The following is a 14,757-nucleotide window of genomic DNA, read 5'->3' as shown; positions in this document are numbered from 1 at the left end:
ATGGGTCCACCCTTACCCGACCCGCGTCAGGCCCGCTGCCTGGCCCGCGCCGTCTCGGTGGCGTCCTTCTTGAACGCCCACGGCATCCTCGGCTCCATCGCGAAGCGGAACACCCGTTGCACGGGCGGCGTGCACAGCGCCGTGACGACCGCGGCGGCGATCACCGTCACGATCACCTCGCCGTACGGGGTGTGCGTCCAGTCCGCGTCGAACCAGCCCCAGAACCGGGAGCCCTTGGCGAGGAAGCCGTGCAGCAGATAGCCGTACAGCGTCCCGGCGCCGAGCACCGTGAACCACGTCCTGCGCCCCGGCACCCACGCGAAAAAACAGGCGGTGAGCACGAGGGAGCAGCCGAACAGGGCGAAGGTCATGACGACGCCGACCCACCACGGCACACCCAGCTCCTGCGCGCTGTCGCGGTGGTAGAACCACACCGACGTCATGCGCGGCGCCGACCAGTAGGCGAGCAGGAAGGCGGCCAGTCCGATCGGCACGGACAGGATCCGCACCTCGCGCCGCCGCACCAGCTGGAAGTGCTCGGGCTTGAGGAACAGGCCGAGCACGAAGAACGGCAGGAACTGCAGGACGCGCTGGAGGTCCAGGTCGTCGCCGATGTCGGGGGAGACCGACGCGAGCACGGCGATCGCGATGGAGAGCGGGATCGGCCAGCGGACGACCTTCCAGATCGGCGTGGTGAGCCGCCAGATGAACAGCGCGACGAGGAACCAGGTCAGGAACCAGGGATCCAGCAGGCTGATCGGGTGCGTCGGGTCGTCGTCCGCCCACCGCTTGAAGAAGCTGTACGCGACCTCGAAGAGCACGTACGGCACGGCGACGCCGGTGATGAGGCGCCGCAGCCGGTCGGGCCGCATGTCGAAGCTGCGCGAGAAGTAGCCGGAGATGATGATGAACGCCGGCATGTGGAACGTGTAGACGATCTCGTACAGCGCCTCGGCGGTACGGCTGCCGTCGGTCAGCGGTTCCCAGGAGTGGCCCATCGCGACGAACACGATGGCCAGGTACTTGGCGTTGTCGAAGAACGCGTCGCGCTGCTTCGCTCTGGGAGCTTCGGCCGGAGCGGGGGACGGGGCCGGTACCGGCGTCTCGAGCGCCTCGGGCGCCTCCGTCTCGGGCCGCGCTGCCGGCGGCAGCGGGGTTCGTTGCGAGCCGTGCATCTGAGGCACCCTAGTGGGGTCCGTGTGATTTCGTAAAACCGTCAACGCGAATCCTCCTAAGTGTTTCCGGGTACCCCGGTTTTCCAGGAAGTCGGCATGAGGATTCTGTGTGCATGGACTCTCTGATTTGTGTGCAATTGCGGAGATCGTCCCGCTTAAAGGGGACGTAACACCCTCGCGCCGCACCGGCGAGTTGCCCGGTTCGTCCCGTATTGGGCAAGGCGCTATTGCGGGATTGCTTTCCCTTGATTTTCCTGTGGACGAACCAAGGGGATAGTGAGGGAAAACCCGCAGGCCGCGCGTGCGGCGGGCGCGCGGGGCGGCCGGGACGATAGAAACGATCAAGCCGAAACCCGCGGGTACGTGGCCGACGATGCGTCACGGGCCGCATAGGGGCGCCGGGTTGGTGGCACGATGGTTCTGGCGGGGGGTGGGGCTTCACCCCCCGGGCCGGGAGAGCGGACCGACCTAGGGTGTGATCAGTGTGGCCATTTCGCTGTCAGTTGTGCTGTTGTTGGCGATCGTCCTCGTCGTCCTCATGCGCGGCGGCTCGATCAAGGCGGGGCCCGCCATAGTCGCGGTGCTCTTCGGCTTCTTCCTCGCCTCGACCGGAATGGCACCCGCGATCAACAACTTCCTCAACTCGGTCGCGGACAGCGTCAGCGCGATCCATTTCTGACGCGGCGGTCCGCGGCGCCCGGCGAAGTCCGTGAAAAGGCCTCCGGCCCGGATCCACGAGGAGTGGATCCGGGCCGGAGGCCATTCGCGAGAGCGGGCGACGGGAATCGAACCCGCGTAGCTAGTTTGGAAGACTAGGGCTCTACCATTGAGCTACGCCCGCACGGTCGCACCGCAGGTCGGTGACCGCGGCACGCAGGCATCGTAGCGGGTCGAGGGCGCCGATTGCACGCCGCCTTTTCCCCACGGTCACCGCGGCCCGCAACGCGGGAGTCGCACTGCCTGCGGGCATGTACCCTACGTGTCGCACCGACGGGGTGTGGCGCAGCTTGGTAGCGCGTCCGCTTTGGGAGCGGAAGGCCGTGGGTTCAAATCCCGCCACCCCGACCAGCGTTCGAGAGTCGGCCGGCCGGCCGCCCCGGGGCTCTCCGGGACCGCATCAAGATCGCATTGTGGGTCCGCAGCGGCGTGCCGTTACTATGCAAGCTGCATGCCCGTGTGTCTCTCAAGCCGGGCACGATCCCAGAAGTCAGCCCCCAAGGAGACCCACCGTGAAGAGCGCCGTCGAGACCCTGAACCCGACCCGGGTTCGGCTCAGCATTGAGGTGCCCTTCGAGGAGCTCAAGGACAGCCTCGACGCGGCGTACAAGAAGATCAACCAGCAGGTCACGGTGAAGGGCTTCCGCAAGGGCAAGATCCCGGCCCGCGTCATCGACCAGCGGTTCGGCCGCGGTGCTGTCCTCGAGGAGGCCGTCAACGACGCGCTCCCGAAGTTCTACACCGAGGCTGTCAACGAGGCGGAGCTCAACGTCCTCGGTCAGCCCGAGGTCGACATCACGGACCTGAAGGACGGCGAGACGCTGAACTTCACCGCCGAGGTCGACGTCCGCCCGACGATCGAGATCCCGGACTACTCCGGCATCGAGGTCGAGGTCGACGCGGTCGAGGTCAGCGACGAGGACGTCGACAAGGCCGTCGAGCAGCTCCGTGACCGCTTCGCCTCCACCGCGCCGGTCGAGCGCGCCGCCGAGGACGGCGACGTCGTGACGATCGACCTGGAGGCCAAGGTCGAGGGCGAGGTCCTCGAGGACGGCGTCGCCTCCGGCGTCTCGTACACCATCGGCTCGGGCGAGCTCCTCGACGGCATCGACGACGCCGTCAAGGGCCTGGAGGCCGGTGGCGAGGCCACCTTCACCTCCGAGCTCAAGGGCGGCTCCGCCGAGGGCAAGGAGGCCGAGGTCACCGTCAAGGTGAGCCAGGTCGCCAAGCGTGAACTGCCGGAGCTGGACGACGAGTTCGCGCAGCTCGCCTCCGAGTTCGACACCCTCGACGAGCTGAAGGCCGACAGCCGCAAGCGCCTCGAGAACCAGAAGCAGTACGACCAGGCCACCCAGGCCCAGGAGCGCGTCCTCGAGAAGCTGCTCGAGCTGGTCGAGGTCCCCGTCCCGGAGAAGCTCCTCGAGGACGAGGTCAACACCCGCAAGCACAACCTCGAGAACCACCAGCTCGGCCAGATGGGCCTGAACCTCGAGAAGTTCCTCGAGATCCAGGGCAAGTCGGTCGAGGAGTTCGACGCCGAGACCCGCGAGCAGGCGGTCAAGGGCATCAAGACGCAGTTCGTCCTCGACGAGCTCGTCAACAAGGAGAAGCTGAACGTCAGCCAGGAGGAGCTCACCGAGCACCTCATGCGCCGCGCCGCCTCCTCCGGCATGTCCCCCGACCAGTTCGCCCAGGCCGTCGTCGAGGGCGGCCAGGTGCCGATGCTCGTCGGCGAGGTCGCCCGCGGAAAGGCCCTCGCCGTGGTCGTCGAGGCCGCCACGGTCAAGGACACGAAGGGCGAGGTCGTCGACCTGTCCGACGACGAGGAGGAGACGGAGGAGGCCACGGAGGCCGCCGCCGAGTCCACCGACTCCGCCGAGGAGACGAAGGAGGCGTAACGCCTCCGTCCCCAGCGTGAGCGAGGTCCCCCGGAACCGTGACGGTCCCGGGGGCCTCGTGCTTTGTTCTTGGGGGCGCGGGGAACTGCGCAATCCCCGCGCCCCTGGAGAGCCGTGCTCAGCCACCCCGTGCATGAGCGGAGCGAACCTGCGCTCACAGCGAACAGTTGCAATCGCGGGATTCCCCGGAGGGACCCGCGCGTTAGGGTCCATGAAGAGGAGGGCTGGTGAAGTGCAGAGCACTCGACCCGGCCCCAGCTAAAGACGCGAGACGGCGCGTAGCCGTCAGAGACGAGCAGGTGGATACGTGACGAATCTGATGCCTTCCGCCGCAGGCGAGCCGTCCATCGGTGGTGGCCTCGGCGACCATGTCTACAACCGGCTGCTCGGCGAGCGCATCGTCTTCCTCGGCCAGCAGGTCGACGACGACATCGCGAACAAGATCACCGCGCAGATGCTGCTCCTTGCCGCCGACCCGGACAAGGACATCTACCTCTACATCAACAGCCCCGGTGGTTCGGTGACGGCCGGCATGGCGATCTACGACACCATGCAGTACATCCCGAACGACGTCGTCACCATCGGCATGGGCATGGCCGCCTCCATGGGCCAGTTCCTGCTGACCGGCGGCACCGCGGGCAAGCGCTTCGCACTCCCGCACACCGACATCCTGATGCACCAGGGCTCCGCGGGCATCGGCGGTACCGCGTCGGACGTGAAGATCCAGGCCGAGTACCTGCTGCGCACCAAGCAGCGGATGGCCGAGATCACCGCGCGCCACTCGGGTCAGTCGGTCGAGACGATCATCCGTGACGGCGACCGCGACCGCTGGTTCACCACCGAGGAGGCCAAGGAGTACGGCCTCATCGACGAGATCATCACTGCCGCTACGGGCGTTCCGGGCGGCGGCGGCACCGGCGCCTGATCCTCGCGATCACGCTGGAACAGCCGGCCAAGCCCACCCTCACCAGGACGGAACACCGACCATGAACAACTTCCCCGGCAGCGGCCTGTACCAGGGCCCCCAGGTCGACAACCGCTACGTGGTTCCGCGCTTCGTCGAGCGCACCTCGCAGGGCGTGCGCGAGTACGACCCGTACGCGAAGCTCTTCGAGGAGCGCGTGATCTTCCTCGGCGTGCAGATCGACGACGCGTCGGCCAACGACGTGATGGCGCAGCTGCTGTGCCTCGAGTCGATGGACCCGGACCGCGACATCTCCATCTACATCAACAGCCCCGGCGGCTCGTTCACGGCCCTCACGGCCATCTACGACACGATGCAGTTCGTGAAGCCGGACATCCAGACGGTCTGCATGGGCCAGGCGTCCTCGGCCGCCGCCGTCCTGCTGGCCGCCGGCACCCCGGGCAAGCGCATGGCGCTGCCGAACGCCCGTGTGCTGATCCACCAGCCCTCCGGCGGCACCGGCCGTGAGCAGCTCTCCGACCTGGAGATCGCGGCCAACGAGATCCTCCGTATGCGTACGCAGCTGGAGGACCTGCTGGCCAAGCACTCGAACACGCCGATCGAGAAGATCCGCGACGACATCGAGCGCGACAAGATCCTCACGGCCGAGGACGCCCTCGAGTACGGCCTGGTCGACCAGATCATCTCGACGCGCAAGATGAACAACGCGGCGATCGCGTAGTACGGGCTGTATCGTCTGCCGTCCCCTTGGCACGGTTCACGTCAAAGTGAACCGTGCCAAGGGGGGCCCGAACGGGGGGCCCGGCAAGGTACCGTCGGATACAGGCACCAGGAGCCGCTGAACGTGGCGTCTCCCAGGCGAAGGGGAAGCACCTCGTGGCACGCATCGGTGACGGCGGCGATCTGCTCAAGTGCTCGTTCTGCGGAAAGAGCCAGAAGCAGGTCAAGAAGCTCATCGCAGGCCCCGGTGTGTACATCTGCGACGAGTGCATCGACCTCTGCAACGAGATCATCGAGGAAGAGCTCGCCGAGACGAGCGAAGTGCGCTGGGAAGAGCTTCCCAAGCCGCGCGAGATCTACGAGTTTCTCGAGAGCTACGTCGTAGGACAGGAAGCCGCCAAGAAGGCCCTGTCCGTCGCGGTGTACAACCACTACAAGCGCGTCCAGGCCGGTGAGAACGGCGGGGCGAACGGGCGGGACGACGCGATCGAACTCGCGAAGTCCAACATCCTGTTGCTCGGCCCGACCGGTTCCGGAAAGACGCTCCTCGCGCAGACGCTCGCGCGGATGCTCAACGTCCCGTTCGCCATCGCCGACGCGACGGCGCTGACGGAGGCGGGCTACGTCGGCGAGGACGTCGAGAACATTCTGCTGAAGCTGATCCAGGCGGCCGACTACGACGTCAAGAAGGCCGAGACCGGGATCATCTACATCGACGAGATCGACAAGGTGGCCCGCAAGTCGGAGAACCCGTCGATCACGCGGGACGTGAGCGGCGAGGGCGTCCAGCAGGCCCTCCTCAAGATCCTCGAGGGCACCACCGCCTCGGTCCCGCCGCAGGGCGGCCGCAAGCACCCGCACCAGGAGTTCATCCAGATCGACACGACGAACGTGCTGTTCATCGTGGGCGGCGCCTTCGCCGGTCTGGAGAAGATCATCGAGGCGCGGGCCGGTGCCAAGGGCATCGGGTTCGGCGCGACCCTGCACTCCAAGCGCGAGCTGGAGGAGAAGGACCAGTTCCAGGAGGTCATGCCGGAGGACCTGGTGAAGTTCGGGATGATCCCCGAGTTCATCGGCCGCCTCCCCGTGATCACCTCGGTCCACAACCTCGACCGCGAGGCGCTGCTCCAGATCCTCGTCGAGCCGAAGAACGCACTGGTGAAGCAGTACCAGCGGCTGTTCGAACTCGACGGTGTGGAGCTGGACTTCGAGCGCGAGGCCCTCGAGGCCATCGCCGACCAGGCCATCCTGCGCCGCACCGGCGCCCGCGGCCTGCGCGCCATCATGGAGGAGGTCCTCCAGTCGGTGATGTACGAGGTGCCGTCCCGCAAGGACGTGGCCCGCGTCGTCATCACCGCGGACGCCGTTCACTCCAACGTGAATCCGACGCTGATCCCGCGCGACGCCCGAGGCGGCGGCAGCGGCGAGCAGAAGTCGGCGTAGCGCCGCGCACCCCGGTACACGAGGAGGGCCCCGGTCGGAGAGTTCCGGCCGGGGCCCTTCCGCGTGCGGCGAGGGTGTCAGGACTTGACGCGCACCTCGTCGCGCAGCTTCGCCGTGGTGTCGGCCGCCTCGCTCAGCGGCTGTTCCTTCTTGGCGATGATGGCGCCCGCGTCCGAGTACACGATGTACGTGACGGTGCTGTGGTCACCCCAGATGCACATCGGCATCGTGAAGCTGGACGGCACGCCCGCACTCGTCGAACTGCTGCTCGGCATCGAGTACTTGGCGTTCTGGCACTTCATGACGCCGTTCTTGAAGCCGGTCGGCGTGAACTCCTGCGGGGTGCCCTCGAAGGAGACCTTGGCGCCGCTCGCGGTGCCGGCGTCCTCCTTGGACTTCTTCTCCATCTCGGTGAACATCGAGTCGACGACCTTCTCCGGGTCCTCGATCTTCCCGTACACGCCACCGAAGTTGATCGCCTTGGACGTGGTGCCCGAGCCCGCCTTGTAGCTGGCGCTGACGCTCTTCGGGTCGGTCACGCCCCACTTCTTGGCTTCCTGGAGGTCGCTGTCGCTGAAGGTGCCGCTGTCCGAGGCGTTCGAGCTGCTCTTGGTGTACTCGCCGCCGAGCACGGAGGAGGGCGTCGTCAGCTTGTGCTGGCCGTCGTCCGCGACCGAGGAGCCGCCACCGCTGTCGCCGCCGCCGAAGACGAAGTAGCCGCCCACACCGAGCGCCGCCACGACGACGACCGCGCCGATCACGATGCCCAGCGTCTTCTTGCCGCCGCCACCTCCGGCCGGCGGCTGCCCCGGGTACTGGCCGTACGGGGCCTGCTGCGGCTGACCGTACGGGCCCGGCTGCTGGGGCTGACCGTAGGGCGCCTGCTGCGGCGGCTGGCCGTACGGGTTCGGCTGCTGCGGCGGAACGCCCTGGGGTGCCTGCTGGGGTGGCTGCTGCGGGTAACCGTAGCCGGGCTGCGGCGCCTGCGGCGGCTGGCCGTACGGGCCGGGCTGCTGCGGCTGACCGTACGGGCCGGGCTGCTGGGGCTGCTGGCCGTAGGGGCCCGGCTGCGGGGGCTGCTGGTTCCCGTACGGGCCCGGCTGGTTGTGGCTCATTCTTCGCGTTCCCTCCCGTTGCTTATGTGCTGCTGACATCCTGGCGTACGCGAGTGCGATGCGGTCCACCGGATTCGGTTTCAGTACGAGCTTGTGACCCCTCTAAACTGGCTCCGTGACCGAGAACTCTCAGCAGCAGACGCCAGTGCCCACCTCCGAACTGCCGACCCAGTACGCGCCGGCCGAGGTAGAGGGGGCGCTGTACGAGCGCTGGGTGGAGCGCGGCTACTTCACCGCCGACGCGAAGAGCGAGAAGCCGCCGTACACGATCGTCATCCCGCCGCCGAACGTCACGGGCTCCCTGCACCTGGGGCACGCGTTCCAGCACACGCTCATGGACGCGCTGACCCGTCGCAAGCGCATGCAGGGTTTCGAGTCGCTGTGGCTGCCCGGCATGGACCACGCGGGCATCGCGACGCAGAACAAGGTGGAGCAGCAGCTCGCCGAGGAGGGCAAGTCGCGGCACGACCTGGGCCGCGAGGCCTTCGTCGACCGCGTCTGGCAGTGGAAGAACGAGTACGGCGGCAAGATCCTCGGCCAGATGCGCCGCCTCGGCGACGGCGTCGACTGGTCGCGCGAGCGGTTCACGATGGACGAGGGTCTGTCGCAGGCCGTCCAGACCATCTTCAAGAAGATGTTCGACGACGAGCTGATCTACCGCGCCGAGCGCATCATCAACTGGTGCCCGCGCTGCCTGACCGCCATCTCGGACATCGAGGTGGACTACCAGGACGACGACGGCGAGCTGGTCTCCCTCAAGTACGGCGAGGGCGACGAGACGGTCGTCGTCGCGACCACCCGTGTCGAGACGATGCTCGGTGACACCGCGGTCGCCGTCCACCCGGACGACGAGCGGTACGCGCACCTCATCGGCAAGCGCATCAAGCTGCCGCTGACCAACCGCACGATCCCGGTCGTCGCGGACACGCACGTCGACCCCGAGTTCGGCACCGGCGCCGTCAAGGTGACGCCCGCCCACGACCCGAACGACTTCGCGATCGGCCAGCGGCACGACCTCGAGACCATGACGATCATGGACGAGCGCGGCGTCATCACCGCGCCCGGACCGTTCGAGGGGCTCGACCGCTTCGAGGCGCGCTCCGCGATCGTCGACGCCATGCGCCAGCAGGGCCGCGTCGTTGCCGAGAAGCGCCCGTACGTCCACTCCGTCGGGCACTGCTCGCGCTGCAAGACCACCATCGAGCCGCGCCTGTCGCTCCAGTGGTGGGTCAAGGTCGAGACGCTCGCCAAGGCCGCCGGTGACGCGGTCCGCGACGGCCGCGTCACGCTCCACCCGAAGGAGATGGAGAAGCGGTACTTCGACTGGGTCGACAACCTCAACGACTGGTGCATCTCGCGCCAGCTGTGGTGGGGCCACCGCATCCCGGTCTGGTACGGGCCGAACGGCGAGGTCGTCTGCGTCGGCCCGAACGAGGAGCCGCCGGGCACCGAGGCCGAGGGCTGGAAGCAGGACGAGGACGTCCTCGACACCTGGTTCTCCTCCGGCCTGTGGCCGTTCTCCACGCTGGGCTGGCCCGAGCGGACGCCGGACCTCGAGAAGTTCTACTCGACCGACGTCCTGGTGACCGGCCACGACATCATCTTCTTCTGGGTCGTCCGGATGATGATGTTCGGCCTCTACGCGATGGACGGCGAGGTCCCGTTCAAGACCGTCGCCCTGACCGGTCTCGTCCGCGACGAGAACGGCAAGAAGATGTCGAAGTCGTTCGGCAACGTCGTGGACCCGCTGGACTGGATGGAGGAGTACGGCTCGGACGCGCTCCGCTTCACGCTGGCCCGCGGCGCCAACCCCGGCACCGACGTCCCGATCGGCGAGGACTGGGTCCAGGCGTCCCGGAACTTCGCGAACAAGATCTGGAACGCGACGCGCTTCGCGCTCATGAACGGCGCGACCGTCGAGGGCCCGCTGCCGGACCCCTCCGAGATGACGGCGACGGACCGCTGGATCCTCTCCCGTCTCAACAAGACGGTCGCCGAGGTCGACGCGTTCTACGACGACTACCAGTTCGCGAAGCTCTCCGACTCGCTCTTCCACTACGCGTGGGACGAGGTCTTCGACTGGTACGTCGAGCTGTCGAAGACGACGTTCATGGCGGGCGGCGAGGCCGCCAAGGTGTCCGGCCGCGTCCTCGGCGAGGTCCTGGACGTCATGCTGCGGCTGCTGCACCCGATCGTCCCGTTCGTCACCGAGACGCTCTGGACGAACCTCACCGGCGGCGAGTCCATCGTCATCGCCGACTGGCCGACCGACAGCGGCTTCCGCGACGAGGCCGCCGAGCAGGAGATCGCGACGCTCCAGCAGGTCGTCACCGAGGTCCGCCGCTTCAAGGGCGACCAGGGTCTCAAGGCGGGCCAGCGCGTCCCGGCCCGCCTCACCCTGGACGGCACGGCGCTCGCCGCGCACGAGCCGGCCATCCGCCAGCTGCTCAAGCTGCAGCCGGAGGGTGACGGCTTCACCGCCACGGCCACGCTGCCGGTCGCGGGCGCCGAGGTGGCGCTCGACCTGTCCGGCGCGATCGACGTCGCCGCGGAGCGCAAGCGCCTCGCCAAGGACCTCGCCGCCGCCGAGAAGGACAAGGCGCAGTCAGAGGGCAAGCTGGGCAACGAGGCGTTCCTCGCCAAGGCCCCGGACCACGTGGTCGACAAGATCAAGGGCCGGCTCGCCAAGGCGGACGAGGACATCGCCCGCATCCAGTCCCAGCTGGAGCGCCTCCCGCAGGCCTGACCGCACGGCCCCGAGGGCCCCGGAACCGCAGGGTTCCGGGGCCCTCGGGCGTTTTCCCCGTGCTGGTACGAGATGCCCGGACCCGGTCGGTCGAGGTAAGAAAGGGGACGTACCGGGCGTACGGGCGCGGAGAGATGGGGATCGATGCACGAGGAGGCCGACGCGGCGCCGACGGCCGTCGCCGGCCGGTGGGCCGCGCGACTCGAGCGGTGGCGGGGGACACCGCACGCCGTCGACCTCGTCACGGCCGCCGGCTGCTTCGCCCTCATGGGGCTCGACATCCCGGGCCTCGCCAAGGCCGACAACGCGCTCAGCGGCGCCTCCGCCACGCTGGTCCTCGCCCTCGGTGCCGCGACCCTGCTGTTGCGCCGACACGGCCCCTGGGGGCCCTGGCTGTCCTTCGCCGTCGGGATGGTCTTCCTCGGCTGGCTGCACGACGTGACGCTCATCCAGTTCGCCCTGTACTCCGTCGCCCGCTACCGGGGCCGCGCCTCCGGCATCGCCGCCTGCTGCGGCTACCTCGTCTGGGCGTGCCTGGCCTACGCGCTGTTCGCCTGGCCCGCGCACCGGGGCGGCGAGAGCCTGAGCCAGTTCCTCGCCCTCGCCGTGCCGATAGGCGTGCTCGCGACCGGCGTCGGCATCGCCGCGCGCCGTATCGACCTCGTACGCGCCCTGGAGGCCAAGAACGCCGAGACCGCGCTGCTCCAGGCCGTCCAGCAGGAGCGCTCCGACGTCGCGGGCGACGTGCACGACTTCGTGGGCCGCGAGCTGACGATGCTGGCGGTGCGGGCGGAGGTGCTGTCGCGGCGGGCCAGGGGCGAGCGCTGGGAGTCCGACTTCGACGAGCTGTCCGAGACGGCGCGGCGGGCCCATCTGCTGCTCAACGAGATCGTCGTGCGGCGCGGCAGCGGGGGCGGCGCCCCGACCCCCGGCCTCGACGCGCTGCCCCGGCTCGCCGAGGAGAGCGCGGCGGCAGGCAACATCACCACGGTCGAGGTGGACTCCGCCGCCCGCGCCCAGTCCCCGCTGCGCCAGGCGGCCGTCTACCGGGTCGTCCAGGAGTGCCTGACGAACGCCGCCAAGCACGCCCCCGGGCAGCCCGTCGACATCACGGTGACCGTCGCGGACCTCCACCTGCGCGTCACCGTCACCAACCCCCTCCCGGCCCACACCCCGACGAGCGCCCCGGTCTCGGCGGGCACCGGCACGGCGGGCATGGCGGAACGCGTGCTGTCCCTGGGCGGGACCTTCAGGGCGGGCCCCAGGGACGGCGTGTACGAGGTGGAGGCCGCCTTCCCTGCGAGGACGTAGCGGGCTGCTCTCAGAAGGCCCGGGAAACCGCGCTACGCCGCCATGATCCGCTGCAAGGAGTCGAAGTCGTCGACGCACTTGCCGCAGCCGAGGGCCACGGAGTCCAGCGGGTCGTCCGCCACGAACACCGGGATCCCCGTCCCGGAGGCGATCCGCAGGTCCAGCCCCGGCAGCAGCGCACCGCCGCCGGTCAGCACGATCCCGTGCTCCATCACGTCGCCCGACAGCTCCGGAGGACACTCCTCCAGCGTCGCCTTCACCGCGGCGATCACCGACTCCACCGGCTCGTCGAGCGCCGCCCGCACCTCGCGCACCGTCAGCTCGACCGTCTTCGGGAGCCCCGCCACCTTCTCGCGCCCCCGCACCGTGAACGCCCGCATCTCGAACGCGTCCTCGCCGGGCACCGGCCACGCCGAACCGATCGCGACCTTGATGTCCTCGGCCGTCCGCTCGCCGATCAGCAGCCCGTGCTCCTTGCGCACGTAGTCCGTGATCGCCTCGTCGAAGCGGTCGCCGCCGACCCGCAGCGACTGCGAGACGACCACGCCGCCGAGGGAGATGACCGCCACCTCGCTCGTGCCGCCGCCGATGTCCACGACCATCGAACCGCGCGGATCCGCCACCGGGAGCCCCGCCCCGATCGCCGCCGCCATCGGCTCCTCGACGAGGTGCACGGACTTCGCGCCCGCCCGCTGCGCCGCGTGCTCGATGGCCCGCCGCTCCACGGGCGTCACCCCGCTCGGCACGCACACCACCATGCGCGTGCGCGGGCGGCGGCCCGGAACCGCCTTCCGTACGAAGTGCCGGATCATCGCCTCGGCCGCCTCGTAGTCGCTGATCACGCCGTCCCGCAGCGGCCGGATCGCGGTGATCGACCCCGGTGTGCGGCCGATGGTCTCCTTCGCCTCGCTGCCCACGGCGAGCACCTCGCCGCGCCCGCCGGCCTTCACGGCGACGACGGAGGGTTCGTTCAGCACGATGCCCTGACCGCGCACGTAGAGAAGGGTGTTGGCGGTGCCGAGATCGATGCCTATGTCCATGATCAGCAAGTTTGCCGGGCCGCGCCCCGTTCCGGAGGGACCAAGGTCCCGAAACGGACAGGGCGAAAGTCCCGAACCGGGACGGCGGGTGGTGTCGGGCGCGCTGTCGGTGGACCTCCGTAGACTGGCGTGCGTGAGTGACCTCCCCCCGCGCGACAGCAGCGACCACGACCCCGCAGACGACGCCGATCCGTTCGAGGAGATCGTCGGCGAAGAGACCACCCGCGACCCCGACCTCGCGGTGATCGAGGCGGGCAGCCGGACCCTGCGCACGCAGGGCGGCCCGCCGCAGGGCGACGGCATCCCGGCCCGCCCGCAGGACCCCGAGGTGGAGAAGGCGCTGCGGGTGGTGGAGGCCGAGCTCGCCACGCGCTGGGGCGAGACGAAGCTGGAGCCCTCCGTCTCGCGCATCGCGGCGCTGATGGACGTGCTCGGCGAGCCGCAGAAGGCGTACCCCTCGATCCACATCACGGGCACGAACGGCAAGACGTCCACGGCCCGCATGATCGAGGCCCTGCTCACGGCCTTCGAGCTGCGCACCGGTCGGTACACGTCGCCGCACGTCCAGTCGATCACCGAGCGGATCAGCCTGGACGGCGCCCCGATCGACCACGAGCGCTTCATCGAGACGTACGACGACATCAAGCCGTACGTCGAGATGGTCGACTCCCAGCAGGAGTACCGGCTCTCGTTCTTCGAGGTGCTGACCGGCATGGCCTACGCGGCCTTCGCCGACGCCCCCGTCGACGTCGCGGTCGTCGAGGTCGGCATGGGTGGCAGCTGGGACGCGACGAACGTGATCGACGGTTCGGTCGCGGTCATCACCCCCATCGACCTCGACCACACCGACCGGCTCGGTGAGACGCCCGGCGAGATCGCCGGCGAGAAGTCCGGGATCATCAAGCAGGACGCCTCCGTGATCATGGCGCAGCAGCCCGTGGACGCGGCGCAGGTGATCCTCAAGAAGGCCGTGGAGAAGGACGCGACGGTGGCTCGCGAGGGCCTGGAGTTCGGTGTCGTCTCGCGCCAGGTCGCGGTCGGCGGCCAGCTCGTGACGCTGCGCGGGCTCGGCGGCGAGTACGAGGAGATCTTCCTCCCGCTGCACGGCGCGCACCAGGCGCACAACGCGGCGGTGGCGCTGGCCGCCGTCGAGGCGTTCTTCGGCATCGGCCAGGAGCACGCCCGGCCGCTCGACATCGACACGATCCGCACGGCGTTCGCGTCGGCCACGTCGCCGGGCCGCCTGGAGGTCGTGCGCCGCTCGCCGACGGTCGTCCTCGACGCCGCGCACAACCCGGCGGGCGCCCGCGTCACCGCCGAGGCGATCGGCGAGGTCTTCGACTTCAGCCGCCTCATCGGGGTCGTCGGGGCGAGCGGCGACAAGAACGTACGGGGGCTCCTCGAAGCGTTCGAGCCGATCTTCGCGGAGATCGTCGTGACGCAGAATTCCAGCCACCGCGCGATGGACGCCGACGAGTTGGCGGGCATCGCCGTCGAGGTGTTCGGCGAGGACCGCGTCCAGGTCGAGCCGCGCCTGGACGACGCGCTGGAGGCCGCGATCACGCTCGCCGAGGAAGAGGGCGAGTACGCGGGCGGGGGAGTGCTCGTCACCGGTTCCGTGATCACGGTCGGCGAGGCCCGACTGCTGCTGGGGAAGGGCTGATCGC

11 protein-coding genes and 2 tRNA genes are annotated in these 14,757 nt (G+C 69.1%); 9 read left to right on the top strand and 4 right to left on the bottom strand.

The window, feature by feature from the left end; translation table 11 throughout:
* Window positions 1-26 precede the first annotated feature (26 nt).
* Window positions 27-1,175 carry an acyltransferase family protein gene (locus tag ACTWJ8_RS15165; RefSeq protein WP_356376892.1) on the bottom strand — a complete coding sequence of 383 codons (1,149 nt, stop codon included), beginning with the start codon at window positions 1,173-1,175 and terminating at the stop codon, window positions 27-29.
* A 484-nt stretch (window positions 1,176-1,659) separates the two neighbouring features.
* Between ACTWJ8_RS15165 and ACTWJ8_RS15160 the strand changes: the two genes are divergently transcribed.
* Window positions 1,660-1,854: a hypothetical protein gene (locus ACTWJ8_RS15160; protein ID WP_326022563.1), complete on the top strand. Its 195-nt coding sequence runs from the start codon at window positions 1,660-1,662 to the stop codon at window positions 1,852-1,854.
* Between the two features lie 91 nt (window positions 1,855-1,945).
* Here the strand turns inward: ACTWJ8_RS15160 and ACTWJ8_RS15155 are convergent.
* A tRNA-Gly gene (locus ACTWJ8_RS15155) sits at window positions 1,946-2,016 on the bottom strand.
* A gap of 150 nt (window positions 2,017-2,166) precedes the next feature.
* Between ACTWJ8_RS15155 and ACTWJ8_RS15150 the strand changes: the two genes are divergently transcribed.
* From ACTWJ8_RS15150 to clpX, 5 genes are all read left to right on the top strand, one after another.
* Window positions 2,167-2,243: transfer RNA gene (locus ACTWJ8_RS15150), tRNA-Pro, on the top strand.
* 161 nt (window positions 2,244-2,404) lie between these two features.
* Window positions 2,405-3,790: a trigger factor gene (gene tig, locus ACTWJ8_RS15145; RefSeq protein ID WP_356376895.1), complete on the top strand. Its 1,386-nt coding sequence runs from the start codon at window positions 2,405-2,407 to the stop codon at window positions 3,788-3,790.
* A 319-nt stretch (window positions 3,791-4,109) separates the two neighbouring features.
* Window positions 4,110-4,715: an ATP-dependent Clp protease proteolytic subunit gene (locus ACTWJ8_RS15140; RefSeq protein ID WP_356377943.1), complete on the top strand. Its 606-nt coding sequence runs from the start codon at window positions 4,110-4,112 to the stop codon at window positions 4,713-4,715.
* A 61-nt stretch (window positions 4,716-4,776) separates the two neighbouring features.
* Complete coding sequence (locus ACTWJ8_RS15135) at window positions 4,777-5,436, top strand: ATP-dependent Clp protease proteolytic subunit (protein WP_356376897.1); 660 nt, start codon at window positions 4,777-4,779, stop codon at window positions 5,434-5,436.
* A 155-nt stretch (window positions 5,437-5,591) separates the two neighbouring features.
* Window positions 5,592-6,878 carry an ATP-dependent Clp protease ATP-binding subunit ClpX gene (gene clpX / locus ACTWJ8_RS15130; protein WP_356376899.1) on the top strand — a complete coding sequence of 429 codons (1,287 nt, stop codon included), beginning with the start codon at window positions 5,592-5,594 and terminating at the stop codon, window positions 6,876-6,878.
* A 77-nt stretch (window positions 6,879-6,955) separates the two neighbouring features.
* On the opposite strand, the gene ACTWJ8_RS15125 is transcribed toward clpX, so the two are convergent.
* Window positions 6,956-7,993: a hypothetical protein gene (locus ACTWJ8_RS15125; RefSeq protein ID WP_356376902.1), complete on the bottom strand. Its 1,038-nt coding sequence runs from the start codon at window positions 7,991-7,993 to the stop codon at window positions 6,956-6,958.
* A 115-nt stretch (window positions 7,994-8,108) separates the two neighbouring features.
* Between ACTWJ8_RS15125 and ACTWJ8_RS15120 the strand changes: the two genes are divergently transcribed.
* Together ACTWJ8_RS15120 and ACTWJ8_RS15115 are read left to right on the top strand one after the other, a co-directional pair.
* Entirely contained in the window at window positions 8,109-10,739 is a 2,631-nt protein-coding gene (locus tag ACTWJ8_RS15120) for a valine--tRNA ligase (RefSeq protein WP_443264086.1), read from the top strand.
* A gap of 144 nt (window positions 10,740-10,883) precedes the next feature.
* The gene (locus tag ACTWJ8_RS15115) at window positions 10,884-12,050 is read left to right on the top strand and encodes a sensor histidine kinase (protein ID WP_356376908.1); all 1,167 of its coding nucleotides are present in this window, start codon (window positions 10,884-10,886) and stop codon (window positions 12,048-12,050) included.
* A 32-nt stretch (window positions 12,051-12,082) separates the two neighbouring features.
* Here ACTWJ8_RS15115 and ACTWJ8_RS15110 read toward each other — a convergent pair whose 3' ends face one another.
* Window positions 12,083-13,090: a rod shape-determining protein gene (locus tag ACTWJ8_RS15110; protein ID WP_356376911.1), complete on the bottom strand. Its 1,008-nt coding sequence runs from the start codon at window positions 13,088-13,090 to the stop codon at window positions 12,083-12,085.
* Between the two features lie 133 nt (window positions 13,091-13,223).
* On the opposite strand from ACTWJ8_RS15110, the gene folC reads away from it, so the two are divergent.
* Window positions 13,224-14,753, top strand: a complete 1,530-nt coding sequence (gene folC / locus ACTWJ8_RS15105; protein ID WP_356376914.1) for a bifunctional tetrahydrofolate synthase/dihydrofolate synthase — start codon at window positions 13,224-13,226, stop codon at window positions 14,751-14,753.
* Window positions 14,754-14,757: the final 4 nt, after the last annotated feature.

It is taken from the genome of Streptomyces sp. SDT5-1 (assembly GCF_052245995.1).
Classification (GTDB): domain Bacteria; phylum Actinomycetota; class Actinomycetes; order Streptomycetales; family Streptomycetaceae; genus Streptomyces.
Note: the sequence above shows the minus strand (reverse complement) of the source record. Positions and strands in the feature narration are given on the sequence as shown.

Coding starts and splice junctions, on each gene's coding strand:
- ACTWJ8_RS15165 (WP_356376892.1), bottom strand. CDS start 1,175: ATGCACGGCTCGCAACGAACCCCGCTGCCGCCGGCAGCGCGGCCCGAG.
- ACTWJ8_RS15140 (WP_356377943.1), top strand. CDS start 4,110: ATGCCTTCCGCCGCAGGCGAGCCGTCCATCGGTGGTGGCCTCGGCGAC.
- ACTWJ8_RS15135 (WP_356376897.1), top strand. CDS start 4,777: ATGAACAACTTCCCCGGCAGCGGCCTGTACCAGGGCCCCCAGGTCGAC.
- ACTWJ8_RS15125 (WP_356376902.1), bottom strand. CDS start 7,993: ATGAGCCACAACCAGCCGGGCCCGTACGGGAACCAGCAGCCCCCGCAG.
- ACTWJ8_RS15115 (WP_356376908.1), top strand. CDS start 10,884: ATGCACGAGGAGGCCGACGCGGCGCCGACGGCCGTCGCCGGCCGGTGG.
- ACTWJ8_RS15110 (WP_356376911.1), bottom strand. CDS start 13,090: ATGGACATAGGCATCGATCTCGGCACCGCCAACACCCTTCTCTACGTG.